Below are 24,298 nucleotides of genomic sequence, written 5' to 3' on the forward strand. Positions count from 1 at the left end.
TCTCCAATGAAATTGATAAAAAACCTGACATTAAGATTACTGATTGCAGGACTCATCATCAGCCCCTCCGTTTTTAGTCAATCCAAAACAAAACCTGCCACGGCTAGCCCTGGCAAACTTGCCCGGCCGAAGCTGGTTGTGGGCATCGTGGTGGATCAGATGCGCTATGATTATCTGTATCGCTATTACGACAAATACAAAGAAGGCGGTTTGAAGAGATTGATGAATGAGGGTTTCAATTGCCGGAACAACCATTATCATTATGCATTAACCGTCACTGCCGCAGGACATTCGGCTGTTTACACAGGTTCGCTGCCAGCCATTAACGGCATTGTCGGGAACGACTGGTACGATGCGCAAGCCGCCAAAACGGTCTACTGCACAGATGACAGCACGGTAGCAACCGTAGGAAGCAACAATGGGGCAGTGGGCAAAATGTCGCCGCGCAACCTGCTCACCAGCACCGTAACGGACCAGTTGCGGATTGCAACCAATTTTCGTTCAAAAACAATTGGTGTAGCCATTAAGGACCGCGCTTCCATTTTGCCAGCCGGACATGCCGCATCAGGCGCTTACTGGTTCGATTCAAAAACAGGGAATTTCGTAACAAGCACGTATTACCGCGACAACTTGCCGGATTGGGTGACTGCATACAATAATCGAAAAATGCCTTCGGAATACTCCAAAGCGGGCTGGAAATTGTTGTTGCCCGTTGAGGAATACACGCAGAGCACAGCGGATGATGTGGTTTGGGAAGGTAAAATTTCCGGCGAGCCAAAATCCATTTTCCCGCATGAGCTTATCGGAACTGCCGGTGATGCTTACACAGTGATCACCACTTCTCCATGGGGCAACACCATGACCAAGGATATGGCGATTGCGGCTATTAAGGGTGAAAATCTGGGTAAGGGAGCGGATACCGACTTTCTGGCCGTAAGCTTTTCAACGCCTGACCGGATCGGCCATGCATTCGGACCTAATTCTGTTGAACAGGAAGATAATTATCTGAAACTGGATATGGAATTCGCTGACCTATTTAATTTCCTGGATACATGGACTGGAAAGGGCAATTACACAGTTTTCCTGACAGCGGATCACGGGGCTATGGATGTGCCTGCATTCTGGAAAGAAAACAAGCTGCCCGCTGGCTTAATGAGTGCGACAGCATTGACGCGTGCTGTTGTGAAATCATTGAATGATGCCTATGGAGAAGGCGATTACATTTCGGCTTTTGAAAATTATCAGCTTTACCTTAACAAAGCGCTTTTGAAGGAAAAGAAGGTAAGCGTTGCTGATGCTTACCAGATTGTGCGCACCGCATTGCTGCCTATGGAAGGCGTTGCCGATGTCTTGAACCTGACGGACATTAACCGTGCTCCCTTGAATACATATCAACTGGAAATGTATAAGAACAATATTCACGCGAAGCGGACCGGAGATATTCAGGTGATTGTGCAGCCGGGCTGGTTCGCATCTTCGTATGCAACGGGAACGGATCATGGAACGCCCTATAATTATGATACGCACGTGCCGTTCCTGCTTTATGGTTGGGGTGTGAATAAAGGTGAAACATTGCGCCGGACGACCATTGCGGACATTGCACCGACGATTTCTGCATTGCTGCACATCCTGCCGCCGAGCGGCAATGTGGGCAACCCCGTTGAAGAAGCATTGAAAAAGTAGTTTTATGCCTTGCAGTCTTTATTGGTTGCAAGGTTTTTTGTTTAATAAATATTCCTAAACCGTGAGAAAAATTTGCTTCAAAGCAATGCTGGTGCTGCTTTCTGTATCTGCATTTGCCCAAACCCCTAAAAAAACAACGCCTAAATCATCTCCACTCGCGCGGCCTAAACTCGTGGTTGGTATTGTTGTGGATCAGATGCGTTACGATTATTTGTATCGCTATTACGATCAATATCAGGAGGGTGGTTTTAAAAGAATGATGAATGAGGGTTTCAACTGCCGGAACAATCATTACAGTTATGCACTAACCGTGACTGCTGCCGGTCACGCATCGGCCTATACTGGCTCGGTGCCTGCGATCAACGGCATCGTGGGCAATGAATGGTTTGACCCCATTACCAGGCAAAGCATTTATTGCGTGGAAGACAGCACAGTGAAAACGGTAGGAAGCAATAATCCATCGGTGGGCAAAATGTCGCCGAGGAACTTGCTGACAAGCACGGTGTCTGACCAGCTTAGGATTGCTACTAACTTCCGTAACAAAACGATTGCGGTAGCGATCAAGGATAGAGGCTCTATTCTGCCTGGCGGGCATACCGCCAACGGTTCATATTGGTTTGATTCCAAAACCGGGAACTGGGTGACGAGCACCTATTATATGGACGACCTGCCGCAGTGGGTGAAGGATTATAATGCCAAAAAAATGCCTTCGGCCTATCTGCAAAAAGGCTGGCAATTGCTGCTTTCTGCGGATAGTTACGGACAGAGCTCGCCGGACGATGTAGATTGGGAAGGCAAATTGCCTGGTGCCAAAAGGCCTGTTTTCCCCTATGACCTGGCTGGTTTGGCTGGCGATGCATTTGGTGTGGTCACGGATACGCCGTGGGGTAACACGATTACGAAAGAAATGGCCATTGAGGCGATTAAGGGAGAAAATCTGGGGAAAGGAAAGGATACGGATTTCCTGGCGATCAGCTTTTCATCGACAGACAAGATCGGGCATAGGGTAGGGCCTAACTCCGTGGAACAGCAAGACGACTTCCTGCGCCTGGACCGCGAATTCGCGGAGCTTTTCGGCTTCCTGGACAGCTGGGTGGGCAAGGGCGAATACACCGTTTTCCTGACAGCCGATCACGGCGTTGTGGACGTTCCGGGATTTGCAGCGGCGCATAAGCTTCCTGCCGGGCTGGTCGAACGCAGGGTTGTAAATGCGACCGTCGATAAAGCATTGGATGACGCATTTGGTAAAGAAAAATACGTTCTGAGCAGAGAAAATAACCAGTTGTATTTCGATCACGCCCTTTTGCGGAAAAATAAAATAACCGTTGCTATGGCGACAGAAGTGATCCGGGAAGCATTGCTTAAAGTCCCTGGCGTAGCAGACGTTTTGAACCTGACGGATATGGGAAAGGCGCCTTTGAACACCTATCAGCTTGAACTTTACAAAAACAATGTGAATGCAAAGCGCAGCGGCGATATTCAGATCCTTGCCGAGCCGGGATGGTTTTACGGAACGCCGACGGGAACTTCCCATGGAACACCCTACAATTACGACACGCAGGTGCCTTTCCTTATGTTTGGTTGGGGGATAAATAAAGGGGAAACGTTGCGCCGGACTTCGGTTTCGGACATTGCGCCTACTATTTCTGCATTGTTGCACATTTTGCCAGCCAGCGGCAACATTGGAAATCCGGTGGAGGAGGCGATTAAGAAGTAAGTTGTTACATAAAAAGAGGCTGCATAGGGGAGCTGATCCCTGCTATGCAGCCTCTTTTTGTTAATTTCTGGTTGACCTTATTCAGGATTCTTCGACAATGAGCAGAATTCCGTCTGCTTTTTTAATCACCACTTTACTTCCGGCTGTGATGGAGGTGTGGTTTTCGGAGTTGGCTTTCCATTCTGCGCCACGGTAATAGATTTTTCCTTCCCCCTGGGCCGGAATGTCCTTGATTACCATGGCCGTTTCACCTACAAACTCATTGTATTCCGCCGCGCCTTTACGGTCCAGCAACCGCCGCGCATGCTTGCGTAACACGAGCATAGAGACCAGCGAAATAACAGAGAAAGCAATAATCTGACTTTCAGTGCTGCCGAGCAGGCCTATGGCGGCCAGCAAGGAGGTGAACAATGCACCGATCGCGAAAAACACGAAAACAAGTAAAACACTGACCAGTTCTGCAATTAGCATGATCAGTCCGACGATGAGCCATATTTGCGGCAAAGACAAATCCATACTATTTCTTTTGTTCTGATTTAACAACAGTAAGCGCGGTGGCGATCAATGATCCCATATCTGCCAGGTTGGCGGGCAGAATAAGCGTATTGCCTGCCTTAGCCAGCTTGCCAAATTGTTCCACATAATTTTCGGCCACTTTGAGCTGCACCGCCTCCACGCCACCTTCCACTTGAATGGCCTGGGCCACCAGCCTGATGCTTTCCGCTGTGGCTTCCGCCACCGAGCGCAACGCCGCTGCTTCCCCTTCCGCCTCATTAATCTGTCTCAACCTGAGACCTTCCGATTCCAAAACCACTTTTTGTTTCTGACCTTCGGCAACATTGATCGCCGCCTGCTTCTCACCGTCGGACTGCAAAATTACAGCCCTTCTTTCCCTTTCTGCCTGCATTTGTTTTTCCATAGCAATCAAAACGCTCTGGGGTGGCGTGATATTCTTGATCTCGTAACGTAAAACTTTCACACCCCAGCCCGTAGCCGCCTCGTCAATGGATTCTACGACGGCACGGTTAATGGTCATCCGTTCTTCGAATGTTTTGTCCAGATCAAGTTTTCCTATTTCACTGCGCATGGTTGTTTGCGCGAGCTGGATCACGGCAAATGTATAATCAGCAATGCCGTAAGCAGCTTTTTTAGGATCAATCACCTGAATGAAAATGACACCGTCCATACGCACTTGCACGTTATCCCGCGTGATGCAGATCTGTTCGGGAATGTCGATGGCGGTTTCCTTAAGCGTGTATTTATAAGCAATGCGGTCGAAAAACGGGATGATGAAGTTGATGCCGGGTTGCAGGACGGCGTAGAATTTACCCAGCCGCTCCATAATGTAAGCGGTTTGCTGTGGGATCACTTTCACGGTCATCAGGATCGTGAACACTACAAGGACAAGCAACACGATAAGTGGAGTGGTCATATCAAGTCAGGTTATGGTCTATTGCGAAAATAGCCATAACATGACTTCCTTCCTACTGCTTCCTGCATCAGTATTACGGAAACTTGCTCGTCGGCTTAAGATGGGGATGGATGGTTGCGCGTATATTACTATTTTAATATTTCTTTTGATATAACCATTTTTTGAATTTCACTTGTGCCCTCGCCAATGGTACAAAGCTTGCTGTCGCGGTAGAACTTTTCGGCTGGATAATCCTTCACGAATCCGTATCCGCCAAAAATCTGAACGGCTTCATTTGCGACCCTTACGGCTGTTTCGGAAGAGTGATATTTGGCAACTGAGCTCGCCAGTGCCACTTTTTGTCCGGCATCCTTCAATGCTGCAGCGTGAAAAGTAAGCAATGTGGATGCCTGAACGTCAGTATACATGTCGGCCAGCTTGAAGGCAATCGCCTGAAAATCACAGATCGCTTTCCCGAATTGCTTGCGCTCCTTGGAATAAGCCAGCGCGGCTTCATAGGCACCCAATGCAGTGCCTACGCCCAATGCGGCAATGGAGATCCGGCCGCCATCCAGGACTTTTAATGATTGAATAAAACCATCTCCTACATCACCCAGCCGCTGCCGGTCGGAAACGCGGCAATCCTGGAAAATAAGCTCCACAGTTTCGGATGCGCGCATGCCGAGCTTGTCTTCTTTGCGACCGGATGTGAACCCGGGGGTGCCCTGCTCAATGATGAATGCTGTGGCGCCGTGCTTGTCGCCGGGCTCGCCGGTTCTGGTAATGATTACAGCAACATCTCCTGATCTCCCATTGGTGATGAAATTCTTGGAGCCGTTGATGATCCAGTCGTCGCCGTCACGCACGGCCACGGTCTGCATATTGCCCGCGTCCGAGCCTGTATTAGGTTCCGTAAGTCCCCAGGCGCCTACGTTCTGGCCGGATGCCAGTTTGGGAAGATAGGTTTGTTTTTGCTCTTCGCTGCCGAACATTAATATATGATTTGTGCAAAGCGAGTTGTGCGCAGCCATGGATAATCCCACCGAAGGATCTGTTTTGGAGAGCTCAATGATCGCCGTCACATATTCTTTATATCCTAATCCGGATCCGCCGTACTGCTCCGGCACCAGCATGCCCATCAGGCCCAGTTCGCCCAGGCTGTGAAACAATGTTTTAGGAAATTGCTGTGCTTCGTCCCACTCTCTGATATAAGGCTTTATATGGATCGCTGTAAAGTCTTTGACTGTCTCACGGATCAGGTCGCAGGTTTGTTCCCGCTGGCTTTCAACTGAATCCTCTTTTAGTAAGTCCATATTTGCTGATGATTATATTGTGTTGTTCAATGTTAGTAAGATTTGTATAAAAATCACCATCCGTAAACGAACAAATCCTACAAGAGGAGGTGAAGATTCATTTAAAAAAAGTTACTTTTGCATACCCCAAAAGTTAGCCGTCTTGGTTAAGTACAAATATTTAACGTTAATTAATAAGTCTCAGAACAGCTATATAATAATTATCACATTTTATGAAAATCGCAGTTGTAGGAACAGGGTACGTAGGTTTGGTTACGGGAACATGCTTCGCCGAGACGGGCAATCAGGTAACCTGCGTTGACATTGATGTCAAAAAAGTTGAACGTTTGCAAAAAGGCGAAATTCCCATTTATGAGCCGGGTCTTGACGTGCTTTTTGATCGCAATGTTGCCGAAGGTCGTTTGGTGTTCACAACCAATCTTGCAGAAGGAATTAAGGATGCAGAGGTTATTTTCCTTGCACTTCCAACGCCTCCGGGTGAAGATGGTTCTGCCGACTTGAAATATATCCTGAAAGTTGCCGACGATCTGGGACATATTATGGAACAATACGCGGTAATTATTGATAAAAGCACTGTTCCTGTGGGAACTGCTGAAAAAGTGCATGCAGCCATCGCAGCCAATGCAACAGTTGAATTCGATGTGGTTTCTAACCCCGAGTTCCTGCGGGAAGGTGTTGCTGTTGAGGACTTTATGAAGCCAGACCGCGTTGTGGTTGGAACTTCCTCTGAAAAAGCGAAGAAAGTGATGGAGAAATTGTACGCTCCATTGGTTCGCCAGGGTAACCCTGTTATTTTCATGGACGAGCGTTCTGCTGAAATGACAAAATATGCTGCCAACTCATTCCTGGCCATGAAAATCACTTTCATGAACGAAATCGCAAACCTTTGCGAAAAAGTGGGTGCTAATGTGGACGATATCCGTCGTGGTATCGGAACAGACAGCCGTATCGGAAAGCGTTTCTTATTCGCCGGAATCGGTTATGGCGGAAGCTGTTTCCCGAAAGACGTGCAGGCACTTGCCAAAACATCAAAAGATTACGACTACGATTTCCGCATCCTGCAATCAGTAATGGATGTGAATGATGACCAGAAGAAAAAGCTGTTGCCAATGGTTGACAACTATTTCGGAGGAAGTCTGAAAGATAAAACAATCGCTGTGTGGGGACTTGCATTTAAGCCTTATACAGACGATATCCGTGAAGCACCGGCTTTGGAAAACATTCAGGCATTGCTGGCAGGCGGCGCGAGAGTGACCGTTTACGATCCGGAAGCGATGACGAATGTCAAAAATATACTTGGCGATAAAGTAACTTTCTGCCATACACCATATGCAGCCCTGGATGATGCAGATGCACTAATGATCTTCACAGAATGGCCGCAGTTCCGTACACCTGAGTTTGAAAAAATGGGTAAGCTGCTTAAAAATAAAGTAGTTTTTGACGGAAGAAACCTCTATGAACTGGAAACAATGCGTGAAATGGGTTACACTTATTTCAGCATTGGACGCGAAAAAGTCGTTCCGGCCTGAGGAAGTCAAATTTCAACATTAAACCTATCTCATTTTAAATGAAACGTGTATTAATAACCGGAGCGGCGGGTTTCCTGGGCTCACACCTTTGCGAGCGCTTCCTGAAAGAAGGCATGTATGTGATCGGGATGGATAACCTCATCACAGGGGATATGCGCAACATTGAGCATTTGATGCCAAATCCGAATTTTGAGTTTAACCACCACGATGTTACGAAATTTGTACACGTGCCGGGAGAGCTGGATTACATCATGCACTTTGCATCGCCTGCCAGTCCTATTGACTATCTAAAAATCCCTATCCAAACCCTGAAAGTGGGTGCGATGGGAACACATAACCTGCTTGGGCTTGCCCGGGTTAAAAAAGCACGTTTTATCATTGCTTCCACATCCGAAGTGTACGGTGATCCATTGGTTCACCCGCAAACCGAAGATTACTGGGGCCACGTAAACCCGATCGGGCCACGCGGCTGCTATGACGAAGCAAAACGTTATCAGGAAGCGATCACGATGGCTTACCACCGTTATCACGAGCTGGAAACGCGCATTGTAAGGATCTTTAACACTTACGGACCAAGAATGCGCCTCAACGACGGACGCGTATTGCCGGCATTCATCGGACAAGCGCTGAGAGGCGAGGACATCACGGTGTTCGGTGACGGAACGCAAACTCGTGCATTCTGCTATGTAGATGACCTTGTAGAAGGCATTTATCGATTGCTAATGAGCGATTATTCGTTGCCTGTTAACATTGGTAACCCTGCTGAGATTACGATCGGAGAGTTTGCTGAGGAAATTATCAAGTTGACCGGAACGAATCAAAAAGTGATTTATCAGCCCTTGCCACAAGATGATCCGAAACAGCGTCAGCCGGACATTACATTGGCAAGAGAAATCCTTGGCTGGGAACCAAAAGTTACCCGTGAAGAAGGTTTGCGTATCACTTACGATTACTTCCGCAACCTTCCGAAGGAGAGACTTTACGAAGAATCCAACCATAGAGGATTTGAAAGTTTCAGCGCCTCAAAATAAGAGATACTTTTAGAAATGATAGTAAACAAAAAATCCCGCTTCTGCGGGATTTTTTGTTGGCAGGCTATTGATATTAAATCACTACACTTCCATGATCTCTTTTTCTTTCGCATTGAAAATCTGCTCCACTTTGGTGATAAAGCCATCGGTTAGTTTCTGAACGCGGTCTTCGCTTAGCTTCACCAAATCCTCCGCAACGCCTTCTTTCGTCAGCTTACGCAATGAATTGTTCGCATCCTGGCGAATGTTACGGATGTTGATCTTCGCCGTCTCGATCTCGTTTTTCGCACGTTTCACCAGTTCTCTTCTGCGTTCTTCGTTCAATGGCGGAACCGAAATACGGATCATTTCCCCATCATTGGAAGGTGCAAAACCCAGGTTTCCGTTACGGATCGCTTTTTCAATGTCATTGATGATTTTTTTCTCAAACGGCCTGATCGCGATCGTCCTCGCGTCAGGCGTGTTGATCGTTGCCACATTTTGCAATGGCGTCATGGAGCCGTAATAATCGATCTGAAGGCCTTCCAGCATTTGAGGAGATGCTTTTCCGGCGCGTATTTTACCGAGTTCAATGATCAGGTGCTTGATGGCGCCTTCCATGGTGTCCTTGGCGTCATCCAGATATAATTCTATTTCTTCCATTATTTTGTAATAATATATTGTATTACTGCTAGTTAGATATCAATGTTCCCACTTCTTCACCCATCACCAGATCGTACAGGTTACCAGGCTTGTTCATATCAAAAACGATGATCGGAACATTGTTTTCCTTGCAAAGTGTAAATGCCGTCAAATCCATGATTTTCAGATTTTTGGACAATGCTTCGTCAAATGTAAGTTGGGTGTATTTCGTAGCAAGCGGGTCTTTTTCAGGATCGGCTGTGTAAACACCGTCTACACGTGTTCCTTTTAAAACCACCTCGGATTCCGATTCAATCGCACGAAGTCCGGCTGTTGTGTCTGTGGTGAAATAGGGGTTACCCGTTCCGGCACCGAATATAACAACGCGTCCTTTTTCCAAGTGACGGATCGCGCGGCGGCGGATCAAAGGCTCGCAAACCTGCTCCATTTTGATCGCAGACATTAAACGCGTGTTTACTCCATGTTTTTCAAGTGAACTCTGAATGGCCATCCCATTAATGACGGTGGCCAGCATGCCCATATGGTCGCCCTGCACTCTGTCGATGCCCGATTTTTCGACGGATGCGCCGCGGAAAATATTTCCTCCTCCGATCACGATTGCAATCTGAACGCCTACTTCGGCAATTCTCTTGATTTCCCGGGCATAATTATCAAGAATGTTGAAGTCAATAACCTGGCCTTTGTCGCCGCCATTTAGTGCTTCTCCGCTCAGTTTCAGTAGTAAACGTTTATATTTTGGTTCGGGCATGATTGTGAGATAGGTGTTTTCGACCGTAAAAATAAGCGTAGGAAGTTAAGATTAACAAGTAATTTATTGAAACTCGAGCAATACCTGGTTTTTTTCAACGATTTCACCAGCCGCAACCTTCAATGTCTTCACCACTCCGTTTCCGGAAGATTTAATCGTATTTTCCATCTTCATGGCCACCAGCACGAGCAATGTGTCGCCCTTTTGGATCGTATCGCCTTCGGCAACGGCGACGGACTGGATGAGTCCGGGCATGGGTGCTTTCACATTATTAATCTTGGCGATGCTGGTGTTTTGCAATCCCATTCCTTCCAGCAGCAAGTCCAGCTCGTCTTTTGCTTTGGTATGAATGTGCTGGCCGTTGATGAGCAGGTGAAACGTTTTCTCTGCAACATTGTGTTCGAGGACCTCAATGTTGTAGGATTTGTTTTTCCAAATGGCGTGAAAATGGTTGTTGCCAAGCGTTGTAATGTCGCCATCAAACGTTTCGCCGCCTATGGACAAGTTGTTCTGCTCTTTATTGATCTCAAAAACATGCCCGGTAGACGCGTCGTCACCATGTTCGGTTGCCGGCGCGTCGGATACAGCGATTTTTAGCATAATGCTTCGCTGTATTCGTGGACAACTTCCTGTAAAATCCCGTCGAGCTCTTCATAGGTCATTCCTTCAACCAGCCGCATGCGGAAGGGTTTGAAATGATCGAGTCCTTTGAAATAATTGGTATAATGCCTGCGCATTTCAAAAATACCCGCAACCGGGCCTTTCCAGCGGATCGAGAATTCAAGGTGTTTGCGGCAAACGGCCACGCGCTGTTCCATTGTAGGCGGAGCCAGCTTTTCGCCCGTTCTCATATAATGTTTGATCTCGTTAAAGATCCAGGGATTGCCAATCGTTGCGCGGCCAATCATGATGCCGTCCACGCCGAACCTGTTTTTGTATTCCAATGCCTTTTCAGGGGAATCTACATCGCCATTCCCGAAAATTGGGATCGTAATGCGCGGATTGTCCTTAATCATCGAGATCAATGTCCAATCTGCCGAGCCTTTGTACATTTGTACGCGCGTGCGGCCGTGAATGGATAATGCCTGAATGCCGATATCCTGCAAGCGTTCTGCAACTTCCTGCACATTCTTTGTATTCTCGTCCCAACCTAGTCGGGTTTTCACGGTTACCGGCAAATGCGTCGATTTCACCACCGCGTCGGTCATCTTGACCATTTTAGGGATATCCTGCAACAATGCAGCACCGGCGCCACGACAAGCCACGTTTTTCACCGGGCAGCCATAATTTATATCGATCAGGTCGGGATTTACGCGGGATGCGATCTCGGCGCATGAACCCATGGTTTCAATGTCGCTGCCAAAAAGCTGAATGCCAACCGGCCGTTCATATTCAAATATGTCAAGCTTCTGCACACTTTTCGCCGCATCGCGGATCAATCCTTCCGACGATACAAATTCCGTGTACATCAGATCCGCACCGTTTTCCTTGCAAACCGCCCTGAAAGGAGGGTCACTTACGTCCTCCATCGGTGCCAGAAGCAGTGGAAAATCACCTAACTGTATGTTTCCGATTTTTACCATCTCACAAAGGCTGACGCCTATTCCTTATTTTTAAATTCATAATTAACTGTAAATTTACATCAATTATGCAAAATAGTAACCCTATTCAGTTAGTTTCCCGTGTACCCGGCATAGGAGGCAGTTTGTTGGTCCTCATCGGCTTTGTGCTCATTGGTATGGCGGTGGGCAATATCCTGGCGGTTATGGTGCTTGCGCTTTATTTGCATGTGGATACCAGCAGCATTACCGGTGTTTTGACTCAATTACTAAGCAACCCGGGCGAAGTTCCCAATGGTTGGTATGCATTAATGTTGCTGCAGGGCACGGTCCATTTCTTCTCCTACCTGCTTCCTTCGCTTGTTTTCTGGATTTATATAGATCGTAAATCGATCGCTGAATTTGACTTCCGTCCCAAACCCGCTTTCAGGGTCTGGTTACTGGCTTTTTTGCTTGTTCTGGCTTTTATTCCAGTTAATAGCAAGTTTATAGAATGGAATGCAGCCATGAAGCTGCCGGATGCATTGTCGGAGCTGGAATTGTGGATGAAGGAGAAAGAGAATCAGCTTTCGGTGATGACGGCTTTTATGACGGAATATACACAGTTTAGCCAGTTGCTGGTTGCATTGTTTGTGGTGGTTTTGTTGCCTGCACTAGGCGAGGAAGTGCTTTTTCGCGGGGTTATCCAGACTAAGCTGATCAAGCTTTGGGGAAACCCGCATGTGGGGATCTGGGTTGCGGCGGCTATTTTTAGTGCTATCCATTTTCAGTTTTACGGATTTTTGCCCCGGATGATGTTGGGGGCAGTGTTTGGTTACCTATATTACTGGACGGGAAACATCTGGGTGGCTATACTCGCCCATTTTGTCAATAACGGCTTCGTGCTTGTGATGATGTATCTCAACAACATTGGTGCGGTGAGCATCGATGTGGAAGAAACAAAGTCGATGCCGGTGATGCTGATCTTATCTTCGTTGCTGGTTTCTGCTGGCATATTGTTTTCTATACGGAAAACGAGCGCGATGCAGAAAGAGCCTTTACTGATGGATAAGGAGTTTTAAATCAATATTTTAATTATATATGGCTGAAAATTGGGTGAAGGCTTATCAGAGCGCACAAGTGATGCGGGCTGATATTGCCCGTGAAATTTTAGAACAAAACGGAATTGCAGCTGTCATCGTTGACAAAAAAGACAGCAATTATCCGGTATTCGGAATGTATGAAGTGCACGTGCCGGCTGGTGATCTTTCACAGGCCCAAATGATAATAACGAATGAAGGAGCGCTTAACGAATCTGAATAATTTACAGCAAAGGACAATCACTGCTCTGGCAGGTGTATTTGTGATCATTAGCTGCATCCTTTACAATGAATTGACCTTTCTGCTCCTTTTTTGCACCATCAGCTCGCTTACCCAACTGGAATTTTACAAGCTCCTTGGCCTCGACGGAAACCAGCCGCTGACATATTATGGAACATTCTGTGGCACAGTCATGATGTTACTTGCGTATCTGATAGAGCAAGACATTGTGCCATTTGAAAATTACTTCATAATCAGCCCGTTGCTATCGATGATATTTTTTATCAAGCTGTATAAAAAGAACGATCTGAAACCCTTTACCAACATTGGTTTTACGTTTCTGGGCATCATTTACGTGGCGCTTCCATTTGCCCTTATTATTGTGATGGCGATGCGCGGCGGGAATTACAATTATGAAATCGTGCTGGGGAGCCTGCTTTTGCTTTGGGCCTCGGACATTGGCGGCTATTTTGCAGGGACGAAATTTGGGAAAAGAAAGCTTTTTGAGCGCATTTCTCCCAAGAAATCATGGGAAGGTGCGGTGGGAAGTGCGGTGTTCGCGGCATTTATCGCCTTTGCCCTCGGTTATTATTTCCGTACCTTCGAACCCTGGAAATGGTATTGCATCGGGGCCATTATTGTGGTAGTGGGCACTTACGGCGATCTGGTAGAGTCCCTTTTCAAGCGGAGCATTGCCATTAAGGACTCGGGAAGTAGTATTCCGGGTCACGGAGGCTTTTTAGATCGGTTCGATGGTCTGCTTCTTTCGGCTCCGTTTATCGTCACTTTTTTAAAGCTTTTTTCCTAGTAACACGAGTAAGTCTGTTCAGCAGGCAATCCGTGAGGCGGTAAGTCGTTTTTAAAACAGGAACAAAAGTTTAGCAACGATTACAAATGCATTTGGTTTAACATTGATTTTGGAATAACAATCTGGAAATGAAACGGAGTCTTTTTATATTTTTATTGATACTTGCAGGTGTAACTGGAGTCCGGGATTCGTATGCGCAGGGTGAACAAAGTGCAATTGTGTTTTCAGGGATGGTCGTAGGAGGCAAAACCACCGAAATCCTGCCTGGGGCAACGATTTTCATTGTAAACGCGGGACGGGGAACATTATCCAGAAGCGACGGTTCTTTCACAATTAAAGTTTTTCCGGGCGATAGCATTGTTTTTGGTTATGTAGGTTTCAAAAAACAATATCACGTTATTCCAAGAAGCTATAATTCAGATATTTACTCGGCCATTGTAGCGCTGAGAGAAGATGTGGTAACGCTTTCCGGCGTGACCATTTATCCCTATTCAACAGAAGAAGAATTCAAGAAAGCATTCCTCGATTTGAAATTGCCCGATCAGGCAGATAGGGATGCATTGGCAAGAAGCACAGACCCGGACTACATTAACAGAATGGCTGCGCAGGTGCCTAATAATGCACAAACCAATTATCGCTATTCGATGGACCAGTTGCTTTTCGGGCGTGAATCAACGGGTAATAAAGGCTTTGCGACCACATTTCCATTCCTGAACCCATTCGCCTGGGCCAACTTCATCAAATCCGTTAAAAAAGGTGATTTGAAACAAAAAGATTGGAGAAAAGACCTCAACGCGGCTCCCCGCGAGAATATTACCAAGCAGGATTTTATTCCTCCCATGCCTGATAATGATATTAAGAAAAACGGTCAGTAATGCTTAAAGCAGCGCAGGATCAAACTTTTTCAATGTCAGATTGCTGCCGTCAAACGTGGCGAAATGTTGCTGCGAAACCCATTCTCCGAGATTAATGTAACGAGATCGCGCATTGACCTGCATATCCAGGACGAGATGCCGGTGCCCGAAAATGTAAAAATCGTGGTGCTGCGTTTGCTCAACTTCTCTGCAATATTGAAATAACCATTCATGGTCCGCGCCCATAAAGCGCTCTTCGCCCTTGTTCACGTTGGCAATCCGGCTTCTTCTAGACCATTCCATCGCAATCCACATGCCCACATCCGGATGAACAATACGGAAGATCATTTGGAAAAAACGGTTTTCAAAAACCTTTTTCAGAAACTTATAAGTGCTGTCGCCCGGCCCGAGTCCATCGCCGTGGCCTACTAACATGGTTTTCGAAGTGCCTTTTGTATCAAATGTAAACGAGACAGGATTTCTGTAAATAGCAGCGCCAACTTCTTCTGTCAGATAGCCCGACATCCACATATCATGGTTTCCGGTGAAGATAATGAGCTCAATTCCTTTGTCGGAAAGCTCTGCCAGTTTCCCTAGCAACCGCACAAAACCCTTGGGAACTGCCTTTTTGTATTCAAACCAAAAATCAAAAATATCACCCACCAAAAATATCACCTGTGCATCGTGCTGAATGGATTCCAGCCAGCTTACAATGCGCTTTTCGCGCTCGCGACTCTGCAACGGGGAAGGGACGCCAAGATGATAATCCGATGAAAAATAGGCGCGGCGGCCATCTTGCAGGTGAATCGTCTTTTTCTCAAAATGAAAGTTCATGCGGAATTTTAAATGCGCTGCAATTTACATTCACCGGCGTGATTTTTTAGCAATCTCTTTCTAGATTGCACGCCGTTTACAACTTATGATGATGAAAAGATTTTTTGCTTCCCTACTTATAATGTGCTGTGCGCTGTATTATGGCGCGCCTGTCTTCGCCCAGGTTGCGAAGAAAATCCCAGCTGATAAACAACGCGCTGCGCAGTGGCAGCCTGCCAAAGGCCAGTATTATTTCAGCCATTCGCTGGTGTATGATTACGAAAATAAAGCCGATCAAACCAAAGGCACCATCACCATTTACCTTGACCCGGTGAGTGGCGGGATGTGTTTCAAGAAAGAAAACAGCTTTGGAAAAGGCGGTAAGGACTTCGATTTTGTAATCGGGTTTCCGGATGGGAAATACATTTTCTGCGGCGCGGATGAGAATGGTAAAAAAATGAGGATTAACGAGGCGGTGGGCGCATTGAAACCCGGTCCGGACACCAAAGCACAGGCTAGAGAAGATTTCTCGACCTACTGGGCAGCAACGGGAAACAAAAGGGATGATTTTGGTTTCGAAAGCCTGGAATACAATGTAAGCTTTGCCACTTCCGAGAACAAGGATACGGTTTGGCTGGCCAAAACGCCTTTTAATGTATATCCACTATATGGATTGGAATTCGTAGAAAGCGCGGTCGCAATGCCGATTTCGTTTGATTATATGCACCTTTTGGAGCCAAATCAGCTCGTTGCCGAGATTAATTCCAAAGACACGATTTTGAAACTGAAAAGCTTCGGACGGGATCCGCAGACAGTGTCAACGAAGGGATACCCAGTATTCAAAACAGAATAAAGAAAAAACATTTCCGTCCCTTTAAAGGGACGGAGAACGTTTTTATTCTGCAACGGCTTCTGCTTCCGCGCGTTCCGCTTTTACTTCTGATAATGGCCGCATATTGGCCGGGATTTCTTGCTCGTCTTCTTCCGCTGTGTACGGGAAAACGTCCAGAATCGGCGTTAACACAATGTCTGTCGTCTCGTAGGGGATCAGGAAATTCCGCATGCTTTCGTTGATCCTGTCTAGCGCCTGCTGAATGCCATCGGCATTAACCAGCATCTGATTGATGATTTTCTTCTCTTTGCCGCTTTTTTCATCAACTGAAAAATAGATCACTTTCGCCTTAAACCACTGTTCACCTTCCTCGAAAGCGAACAAATCGGCTAGACGCATCCGTGAAATGCTCATTACGCTGAAATCGCTGGCACCGGTAACGATTTGCTTGTAAAGCCTGGCTTCGGATTCCGTGTACGAAACGGCATCCACCAGATAAACTTCATTGATCGTTTTAAGACTTCCCGCCTCATCCTCTTTTTGATACCGAATTTTCCCTAAATACCAGCTCGCCATATTTGTAGTTTTTATTTTCTTAAAAGTAGGCAAATGTAAACGCTTGGGTGAAGGCGTGCAAAAAATATAGTCACAAACTAATAATCGTTATGCGGTGCATGCGTTCTGATACCTACTGTTTAACTTGCGAAAAATATTTTGATAATGAAAAAGAACATTTGGGTCCTTGTACTCATGATTGTAGCCGGTGCGCTTTCCAGTTGCGGAGTAGGCCGCCAGGTTGCCGATGCGAAAACATTTGGCGATTGTAAATACGACATTGCCTCGGTCGATAGCGTTTATCTGTCGGGAATTGATATTCGGGAATTTAAGAATATCCGCAGTTTCAGCGATTTTGACCTGGCGAAATATCCGGGACTTGCGATGGGACTTTTAAGAAAAAATGTGCCTCTGGATCTCCGGGTGAACATTGACATTACAAATCCAACCAAGAAACGCGCCGCGATCAACCAGTTGGAATACAAAGTGCTGCTTACCAATAACGAGATTTTCAACGGCTACCTGAGCCAGCTGATCGAAGTAATGCCAGGAACCAGCCCTACACGAGTTCCCGTAAGGCTTAATACAAATGCTTACCAGTTGCTTTCCAATGACAAAACGCGTGATGAGTTCGTGAACATGATCATGGCGCTGACTGGCAAAGGCGACGCAAAACCCGCGAAATTCCAGGTTAAAATCCGCCCAACGCTTGACGTAGCCGGAAAACAAGTTAATTATCCCGGATATATTACATTCGAAAAAGAGGTTACGAGTAAGATGCTCGCACGCTAAATTTAAATCACACGGTTTTGAGAATACTTGTAGACAACCCTTATCTCTTTCAATATTTCAGCCTGGTCATTATTCTGCTTATTTTGTTTGGAATAAGCTTTTACAGAGGCCAGGTTACATTGCGAAAATGGTCGGGAATAGGCCTGATCATTACACCGGTTGTCTATTTTTATCTTATTCTGGAAGCCTACACATTGAATATTCCTTATACGGATGACTTCAATCTGCTGGAAACGATCCATAATTTTCATGTTGCTAATGGTTTTGTAGGCAAGATCGAAGTGCTTTTCGAGCAGGTCAATCAGCACCGTTTTGCATTTGAAAGGATTGTGATGCTGATCATGTACTTTTTCACGGGTACGGTCAATGTCAAAACTCAAATACTGCTCGGTAACCTCGCGTTGCTGGGCATTTTTTATTTGCTTTTCCTGTCATTCAAAAAAGAGCAGGTTTCCTGGTATTACTTCATTCCCGTTCCTTACGTGCTTTTCAATCTGGTTTATTTTGAAAACGCCGTTTGGGGAATCGCCGCAATCCAGAATACGCCCTTAATCTTTTTCGCATTGCTTTCCGCTTATGGAATTGCAAGGAATGATCAGAAAGGCTGGTATTTAGGGATCGCAGCTGCGCTTTTAACCACATTTACAAGCGGAAGCGGCATCCTCACCTGGATCATCGGCGCCCTGATCCTGGGATTACAGAGAAGATTCAGGCTGCTTTTTATCTGGCTTGCCGTCGCGGTGGCCATTGTGCTTTTTTACTTTTTGTTTGATTACCAGGTTATTCCATCACACACCGGCTCCGTTTGGCCACATCCGATTTTTAACCTCATTTTTGTGTTTGCCTTCTGGGGCAACGCGCTTTACATGGACGTTATACATCCGGTTATCAACACGTTTTACGCCGATATGGTCTGGTGCGTGTTACTGGGAGCGGGCATGTTGCTTGTTTTTTGCATTTGGGTGTTGCGACTTTTGCTAAATAAAAAACCGCTCTGGAGCGATTGGTTTTTGTGGGGTGCAATGATGTTCGCCATGGGAACAGGTGCAATGTTCGTGATCAGCAGGCCTATCAACACGTATGTGATGTATGGCGGCAATATATTTTCCCGGCGTTACATGATTTTCGGGGTTGCGTTGCTGGTAACGGTGTATATATGTGTTTTGATTTTGGTCAAAAATTTCAAAAACCTCAGGCACATTGCCGTATTACTTGGTTTGGTTTGCTTTGTATCGTTGAATTTTGTGAGTTATTATATGTCGGTTGCCAGTATCCGACGGTTCCACGAGGATCTTGTGATCGACAGTTTTTACTGGAAAAACCACAAAACCTTCCTGACAACGGGTGACAATTTCGGGGACATTCCATTCTGGAACCATCCCACGAGAATGAGCAATCTGATCGATACATTAAATGCCAATAATCTGCTCAATTTTGATCAATATAAGGACTTTCCATCCCACCAGCAGTTGATTGCTGAAACCGGACAAAAAACGGATCGTTACAGGGGAAAAGTGGAGGTTAAGGTCAGTTATTTGAATGATGGCAATAACATTCCGGTCAAATTCCTGCGTATTCAGGCAAACGATAATGGGAGTGGAAATCCCGTCTATTTTGCTCTGGCTTCCGAAAACCGCACCCTGCTCTTACCCGCACTTCCCGTGCCGAATTCCCCTGCTCAATTTTTGAAAAAACAAACTTACTACGGATCTGAATATCAATACTCGCTATACCGGACAAAGCTTCCGGCAGGTTTATTTGAAGTTTGGATGGTGGAAAAAGATGCTGCTGCACTTGGAAAATGGAAATCCTACTTTACTGGAAAAAGCATTTCTTTGTGCGAAACCAAAATTCATAAATAGCTGATATGAAAATACTTACTTACAATCTCAACGGGATTCGTGCCGCATTGCGGAATGGTCTGGTTGAATGGCTAAGCACGGTTTCTGCTGACGTTTTGTGTTTCCAGGAAGTGAAAGCCACGCCCGATGTGGTGGATTTGTCTGGCCTGGAATCGCTTGGTTATGAACTCATTGGCTGGCATGCGGCAGAGAAAAAAGGTTATAGCGGAGTTGCGATGTTTTCCAAAATCCAGCCCGATATGGTTTCCGCAGGTTGCGCCATTCCAGCTTATGATGCAGAAGGCCGGATTTTGCGTGCGGATTTTGGAGATATCACTGTTTTGAACTGCTACTTTCCTTCGGGAACAAGCGGAGAAATTCGCCAAGGCGTGAAAATTCAGTTTTTGGGTGACTTCTTTGATTGGGTTACCGAACTAAGAAAAGAACGCCCTAACCTCATCATTTGCGGAGACTACAACATTGCGCATAACGAAATCGACATTCACGATCCGGTTAGGAATAAGAAAATGTCCGGCTTCCTTCCCGAGGAGCGGGAATGGATGACGAAATGGTTCAGTAACGGCTACACCGACGCATTCCGTTTCAAAAATCCGGAGCTGCGCGAATATTCCTGGTGGACTTACCGCGCAGGCGCCCGGGGCAACAACAAAGGCTGGCGCATCGACTACATTTCTGTTGCCGATAGTTTGAAAGATGGCATCATTTCCAGCCGGCAAATAAATGACGCCGTCCACTCGGACCATTGTCCGGTGTGGTTAGAAATTGAATCGCCATATTCGCGCACCGACTCATAAATTTCGTATTTTTGATTAAAGCAAGATTCAAACCAAAAGCGTTATGGACATGCCAATGCCGGTAACTATGAAGATGGGCGACCTGATGAGTGAAGAAGAATTCTTCCAGTTTTGCCAAATGAACGACACACTAGAGTTCGAAAGGGACTCGCAAGGAAATATTATACTTATGTCTCCAACCGGAATATTTACAGGTGAATTCAATTCCCAGGTTTTAATCGAACTGGGGATCTGGAATAGAGAAAATCATTTAGGCAAAGTTTTCGATTCGTCTACTGGTTTTACATTACCTAATGGCGCAGTACGATCGCCGGATGTTTCATTCGTGACAAGCGAAAAATGGGACGCACTTTCCAAAGACGAGCTGGAAACTTTTGGTCATGTTTGTCCTGACTTCGTAGTTGAAATCCGATCTAAGTCTGATGGCTTGCGTTATTTACAGGATAAAATGAAAGAGTTTATCGCCAATGGCACCAAGCTTGGCTGGCTGATCGATCGGTTTGATAACAAAATTCATATTTACAAAGCTGATCAATCTATTATCATTCATGATACATTAGATGTGACGCTTTCAGGACAAGATATTTTGCCCGGTTTTTCTCTAAATCCAGGCGCGCTTCTAAAATAACAGCGCTGAATCATCCTAATTTCCTTTCAATTTGTTTCGTTACTTCTTCATTTACAAGCCATTCGGAATGCTTTCACAATTTTCTCGTGAAGGCGATCATCCTACGCTTGCGGATCTTGATTTTGAGTTTCCCAAAGACATTTACCCTGTTGGGCGGTTGGATGCGGATAGTGAAGGATTGCTGCTGCTTACCAATGATAATTTTCTGAAAACAAAGGTTTTGGATCCAAAAAACAAACATTCCAAAACGTATTATGCGCAGGTTGAAGGCACTATTACTGAGGAGGCATGCGCAAGGCTCCGCGACGGCGTGCAAATCTCGATTAACGGAAAAAAGCACTTAACGCTCCCTGCGAAAATCTCGCCGATTGACGAACCAACATTACCTGAACGCAATCCACCCATCCGTTTCCGCCAGAACATTCCTGTTTCCTGGGTTTCCATTTCCATAGGCGAGGGCAAAAACAGGCAAGTAAGACGCATGACCGCCGCGGCCGGTTTTCCAACATTGCGGCTCGTGCGCTGGTCAATTGGAAAAATTTCTCTCGCTGATAAAACGGGTGAATTTCCTAAACCAGGGGACGTGTGGGAAGTTACGGCCAAAGACGTGCGCCGCGTATACGATTGAGATAACTGCTGCTTTCACAAAACCTTGGCCCAATGTTGCCAAACCGGAGAGAAGGCTTAATTTTGTACATATCCTTTTCTTAAAATAAGGCTGATAGTTGGCAAAGGCACAAAAAGAAACTCCGCTTAATAAACAATACAACGAGATCAAGGCCAAGTACCCGGGCGCGCTGCTGCTGTTTCGCGTGGGGGATTTTTACGAAACCTTCGGAGAAGACGCCATTCGTGCCTCTAAAATTCTGGGCATCGTGCTTACCCGCCGGAACAATGGCGGTGCGCACGAAGAACTGGCGGGATTTCCACACCATTCCCTTGATAATTATCTTCCCAAGCTGGTCCGTGCGGGCGAGCGCGTGGCGATTTGCGATCAGCTTGAAGATCCTGCCGCAGCCAAAGGCATTGTAAAAAGAGGCGTTACCGAGCTGGTTACACCCGGCGTTTCGCTGAATGATAATGTGCTCGACACCCGTAAAAACAACTATCTGGCAGCTGTCCACATTGGACCCGACAACATTTACGGACTTGCTTTCCTGGACATTTCTACGGGGGAATTTATGACGGCCCAGGGCAATGCGGCTTACATTGATAAAATGTTACAGGGTTTCAGCCCCGCCGAAGTGCTATTTTGCAAAAGACACAAACAGGAATTTAATCAGCTTTTCGGAGGGAAATACCACTCTTTCCAACTGGACGACTGGTGCTTTGGCTACGAATATGGCTATGAGCAGCTGATCGGGCATTTTCAGACAACGACATTAAAAGGTTTCGGAATTGAAGCGCTGCCGATGGGGATCATTGCAGCGGGCGTGATCCTGCATTATCTGCGCGAAACGGAGCATAAGGAAGTGGGCCACATTGGCCGTATTACGCGTTTGGAGGAGGAGAAATACGTCTGGCTCGATCGCTTTACTGTTCGTAATCTCGAACTCGTTTACCCGCAACAGGAAGGTGGCGTGCCATTGATACAAATTCTGGATCAGACCGTGACGCCTATGGGTGCGCGTTTGCTTCGGAAATGGATTGTTTTGCCATTAAAAGACAAGCTGGCTATCGAAGACCGGTTGAATACGGTCGAGCATTTTCTTGAAAATGAAGACCTTCATGATGCGATTATAGGGCATTTGAAGCAAATAGGGGATTTGGAAAGACTTATTTCCAAAGTTGCCGTGAAGCGAATCAATCCCCGTGAATTAGTGCAGCTGAAAAAGTCGTTAAAACAAATCGGTCCGGTTAAGGAGCTGATTTCCGGCATTATTAACCAGGAAGAAGAAAAATCCAAGAAGGCAGGGAAGAAGGAACTTTCTACGCAGGCCGTTGAGATATTGAAGAAATATGCGGATCAGCTTAATCCTTGCAGTTTTTTGGTTGATAAAATTGAAAATGAAATCCGTGAAGACGCCCCTCTGCTGACAAACAATGGCCGCATTGTGAAAAGTGGCGTTGATCCTGAGCTCGACGAGTTGCATGCCATTTCGTACGAGGGGAAGGATTTTTTAATCAAACTGCAAAACAGGGAAATAGAGCGCACGGGCATCGGGTCACTCAAAATCGCTTATAACAAGGTTTTTGGGTATTATCTGGAAGTCACGCACGCACATCAAAATAAAGTCCCGGCCGATTGGATCAGAAAACAAACGCTGGTAAATGCCGAGCGATACATTACGCCCGAGCTCAAAGAATACGAGGAGAAAATCCTGAATGCCGAGGATAAAATTTCAGCGATCGAATACCGGATTTTCAGCGAATTAATGTCTATGGCAGCTGAATATGTGGGCACGGTGCAGCAGAATGCATTGGTGATATCCACGCTTGATGCGCTAAGTTCATTCGCTACGGTTGCGCGAAAAAATAAATACACAAAACCCGTCATGAGCGAAGGCAACGAGCTGGATATCAAGGATGGACGGCATCCCGTTATCGAGCAGCAACTTCCCGTGGGAGAAAGTTATGTGCCGAATGACCTGTTTTTGGATGATGTTTCACAACAAATCATCATCATTACTGGTCCTAACATGGCCGGGAAATCTGCCTTGCTGAGGCAAACCGCATTAATCGTGCTCATGGCACAAATGGGTTGCTATGTGCCCGCCAAATCCGCAAACATTGGAATAGTAGATAAAATCTTCACCCGGGTAGGAGCGAGCGACAACCTGAGCCGCGGTGAAAGTACATTCATGGTTGAAATGACCGAAACAGCCAGCATTCTCAATAACCTGAGCGACCGGAGTTTGGTGCTAATGGACGAGATCGGACGAGGAACAAGCACTTATGACGGCGTTTCCATTGCCTGGGCAATAGCAGAATATCTCCATAATCAGGCTGATTGCAAGCCAAAAACATTATTTGCAACACATTACCACGAGTTAAATCAGCTTACCGAAGATTTTCCACGCATTAAGAACTTCAACGTGGCGGTGAAGGAAGTGGATAACAAAGTGATTTTCCTTCGCAAATTGAAACCGGGCGGAAGCGCGCATAGTTTTGGGATCCACGTGGCTCAGATCGCGGGCATGCCGCAGCTGATCGTGTTGCGCGCAAGTGAGATCATGCATCATTTGGAGAAAGATCACGTCACACATGAGCACAAAAAGCGGGTGAAGGAAATTCCTAAAAACAACTTCCAGTTAAGCATTTTTGAACCAGCCGATCCGCGAATGGAAGAGTTAAAAGAAAAACTATCGCTGGTGGATGTGAACACATTATCGCCCATCGAGGCGCTTTTGAAACTGAATGAATTCCAGAAAATCGTTAAAAAGTAACCCATAACACTTTAAAAATTACTCAATCAAACTCCTATCCCT

At 46.2% G+C, this 24,298-nt stretch carries 24 protein-coding genes; 15 read left to right on the top strand and 9 right to left on the bottom strand.

The annotated features are described in order from the left end of the window. The first annotated feature begins 6 nt into the window (after positions 1 to 6). Complete coding sequence (gene pafA / locus NFI80_RS22450; RefSeq protein WP_235163893.1) at positions 7 to 1,683, top strand: alkaline phosphatase PafA; 1,677 nt, start codon at positions 7 to 9, stop codon at positions 1,681 to 1,683. Between the two features lie 85 nt (positions 1,684 to 1,768). After that, the gene (gene pafA / locus NFI80_RS22455; RefSeq protein ID WP_235164357.1) at positions 1,769 to 3,400 is read left to right on the top strand and encodes an alkaline phosphatase PafA; all 1,632 of its coding nucleotides are present in this window, start codon (positions 1,769 to 1,771) and stop codon (positions 3,398 to 3,400) included. A gap of 81 nt (positions 3,401 to 3,481) precedes the next feature. On the opposite strand, the gene NFI80_RS22460 is transcribed toward pafA (NFI80_RS22455), so the two are convergent. From NFI80_RS22460 to NFI80_RS22470, 3 genes are all read right to left on the bottom strand, one after another. Beyond that, the gene (locus tag NFI80_RS22460) at positions 3,482 to 3,916 is read right to left on the bottom strand and encodes an NfeD family protein (protein ID WP_026628537.1); all 435 of its coding nucleotides are present in this window, start codon (positions 3,914 to 3,916) and stop codon (positions 3,482 to 3,484) included. A 1-nt stretch (position 3,917) separates the two neighbouring features. Then, positions 3,918 to 4,832, bottom strand: a complete 915-nt coding sequence (locus tag NFI80_RS22465; RefSeq protein WP_235163894.1) for an SPFH domain-containing protein — start codon at positions 4,830 to 4,832, stop codon at positions 3,918 to 3,920. A 128-nt stretch (positions 4,833 to 4,960) separates the two neighbouring features. Further along, positions 4,961 to 6,124: an acyl-CoA dehydrogenase family protein gene (locus NFI80_RS22470; RefSeq protein WP_235163895.1), complete on the bottom strand. Its 1,164-nt coding sequence runs from the start codon at positions 6,122 to 6,124 to the stop codon at positions 4,961 to 4,963. Between the two features lie 212 nt (positions 6,125 to 6,336). On the opposite strand from NFI80_RS22470, the gene NFI80_RS22475 reads away from it, so the two are divergent. Both NFI80_RS22475 and NFI80_RS22480 read left to right on the top strand, forming a co-directional pair. Beyond that, a complete protein-coding gene (locus NFI80_RS22475) occupies positions 6,337 to 7,653 on the top strand; it encodes a UDP-glucose dehydrogenase family protein (protein WP_235163896.1) in 1,317 nt (438 codons plus the stop codon). A gap of 38 nt (positions 7,654 to 7,691) precedes the next feature. Continuing rightward, positions 7,692 to 8,684 (top strand): UDP-glucuronic acid decarboxylase family protein, encoded by a 993-nt coding sequence (locus NFI80_RS22480; RefSeq protein ID WP_235163897.1) that lies wholly within the window; start codon positions 7,692 to 7,694, stop codon positions 8,682 to 8,684. A gap of 81 nt (positions 8,685 to 8,765) precedes the next feature. On the opposite strand, the gene frr is transcribed toward NFI80_RS22480, so the two are convergent. From frr to dusB, 4 genes are all read right to left on the bottom strand, one after another. Further along, positions 8,766 to 9,326, bottom strand: coding sequence for a ribosome recycling factor (frr, locus tag NFI80_RS22485; protein ID WP_235160414.1), 561 nt, complete (start codon positions 9,324 to 9,326; stop codon positions 8,766 to 8,768). Between the two features lie 28 nt (positions 9,327 to 9,354). After that, a complete protein-coding gene (gene pyrH, locus NFI80_RS22490; RefSeq protein WP_026628531.1) occupies positions 9,355 to 10,074 on the bottom strand; it encodes a UMP kinase in 720 nt (239 codons plus the stop codon). A gap of 63 nt (positions 10,075 to 10,137) precedes the next feature. Further along, positions 10,138 to 10,674, bottom strand: a complete 537-nt coding sequence (locus NFI80_RS22495; RefSeq protein ID WP_235163898.1) for a biotin/lipoyl-containing protein — start codon at positions 10,672 to 10,674, stop codon at positions 10,138 to 10,140. Beyond that, positions 10,668 to 11,657: a tRNA dihydrouridine synthase DusB gene (dusB, locus tag NFI80_RS22500; RefSeq protein ID WP_235163899.1), complete on the bottom strand. Its 990-nt coding sequence runs from the start codon at positions 11,655 to 11,657 to the stop codon at positions 10,668 to 10,670. Before dusB ends, NFI80_RS22495 begins: the two co-directional genes overlap by 7 nt. 65 nt (positions 11,658 to 11,722) lie before the next feature. Here dusB and NFI80_RS22505 point away from each other — a divergent pair, with 65 nt between their 5' ends. The 4 genes from NFI80_RS22505 (at position 11,723) to NFI80_RS22520 (ending at position 14,615) form a co-directional block, all read left to right on the top strand. Further along, positions 11,723 to 12,694, top strand: coding sequence for a CPBP family intramembrane glutamic endopeptidase (locus NFI80_RS22505; RefSeq protein ID WP_235163900.1), 972 nt, complete (start codon positions 11,723 to 11,725; stop codon positions 12,692 to 12,694). Positions 12,695 to 12,713: 19 nt separating this feature from the next. Further along, positions 12,714 to 12,935, top strand: a complete 222-nt coding sequence (locus NFI80_RS22510; protein WP_026628527.1) for a putative signal transducing protein — start codon at positions 12,714 to 12,716, stop codon at positions 12,933 to 12,935. Beyond that, positions 12,907 to 13,740 (top strand): phosphatidate cytidylyltransferase, encoded by an 834-nt coding sequence (locus NFI80_RS22515; RefSeq protein WP_235163901.1) that lies wholly within the window; start codon positions 12,907 to 12,909, stop codon positions 13,738 to 13,740. Before NFI80_RS22510 ends, NFI80_RS22515 begins: the two co-directional genes overlap by 29 nt. 128 nt (positions 13,741 to 13,868) lie before the next feature. Continuing rightward, positions 13,869 to 14,615 (top strand): carboxypeptidase-like regulatory domain-containing protein, encoded by a 747-nt coding sequence (locus NFI80_RS22520; RefSeq protein WP_235163902.1) that lies wholly within the window; start codon positions 13,869 to 13,871, stop codon positions 14,613 to 14,615. Positions 14,616 to 14,618: 3 nt separating this feature from the next. Here NFI80_RS22520 and NFI80_RS22525 read toward each other — a convergent pair whose 3' ends face one another. After that, a complete protein-coding gene (locus NFI80_RS22525) occupies positions 14,619 to 15,428 on the bottom strand; it encodes a UDP-2,3-diacylglucosamine diphosphatase (protein ID WP_235163903.1) in 810 nt (269 codons plus the stop codon). 91 nt (positions 15,429 to 15,519) lie between these two features. Between NFI80_RS22525 and NFI80_RS22530 the strand changes: the two genes are divergently transcribed. Continuing rightward, entirely contained in the window at positions 15,520 to 16,260 is a 741-nt protein-coding gene (locus tag NFI80_RS22530) for a hypothetical protein (RefSeq protein ID WP_235163904.1), read from the top strand. Between the two features lie 42 nt (positions 16,261 to 16,302). Here NFI80_RS22530 and NFI80_RS22535 read toward each other — a convergent pair whose 3' ends face one another. Next, entirely contained in the window at positions 16,303 to 16,815 is a 513-nt protein-coding gene (locus NFI80_RS22535; protein WP_026628522.1) for a DUF4494 domain-containing protein, read from the bottom strand. A 144-nt stretch (positions 16,816 to 16,959) separates the two neighbouring features. On the opposite strand from NFI80_RS22535, the gene NFI80_RS22540 reads away from it, so the two are divergent. The 6 genes from NFI80_RS22540 to mutS all read left to right on the top strand — a co-directional run bounded on the left by NFI80_RS22540 (position 16,960) and on the right by mutS (position 24,256). Beyond that, on the top strand, positions 16,960 to 17,586 hold the full coding sequence (locus NFI80_RS22540) for a hypothetical protein (protein ID WP_235163905.1): 627 nt from the start codon (positions 16,960 to 16,962) through the stop codon (positions 17,584 to 17,586). A 17-nt stretch (positions 17,587 to 17,603) separates the two neighbouring features. Further along, on the top strand, positions 17,604 to 19,448 hold the full coding sequence (locus NFI80_RS22545) for a glycosyltransferase family protein (RefSeq protein ID WP_235163906.1): 1,845 nt from the start codon (positions 17,604 to 17,606) through the stop codon (positions 19,446 to 19,448). Between the two features lie 5 nt (positions 19,449 to 19,453). Further along, entirely contained in the window at positions 19,454 to 20,242 is a 789-nt protein-coding gene (locus NFI80_RS22550; RefSeq protein ID WP_235163907.1) for an exodeoxyribonuclease III, read from the top strand. Between the two features lie 43 nt (positions 20,243 to 20,285). Next, entirely contained in the window at positions 20,286 to 20,870 is a 585-nt protein-coding gene (locus NFI80_RS22555; protein WP_235163908.1) for a Uma2 family endonuclease, read from the top strand. A 31-nt stretch (positions 20,871 to 20,901) separates the two neighbouring features. Then, positions 20,902 to 21,498: a pseudouridine synthase gene (locus NFI80_RS22560; protein WP_255703484.1), complete on the top strand. Its 597-nt coding sequence runs from the start codon at positions 20,902 to 20,904 to the stop codon at positions 21,496 to 21,498. Positions 21,499 to 21,595: 97 nt separating this feature from the next. After that, positions 21,596 to 24,256 (top strand): DNA mismatch repair protein MutS, encoded by a 2,661-nt coding sequence (mutS, locus tag NFI80_RS22565; protein WP_235163910.1) that lies wholly within the window; start codon positions 21,596 to 21,598, stop codon positions 24,254 to 24,256. Positions 24,257 to 24,298: the final 42 nt, after the last annotated feature.

Origin of the sequence: Dyadobacter chenhuakuii (assembly GCF_023821985.2) — a bacterium.
GTDB lineage: Bacteria > Bacteroidota > Bacteroidia > Cytophagales > Spirosomataceae > Dyadobacter > Dyadobacter chenhuakuii.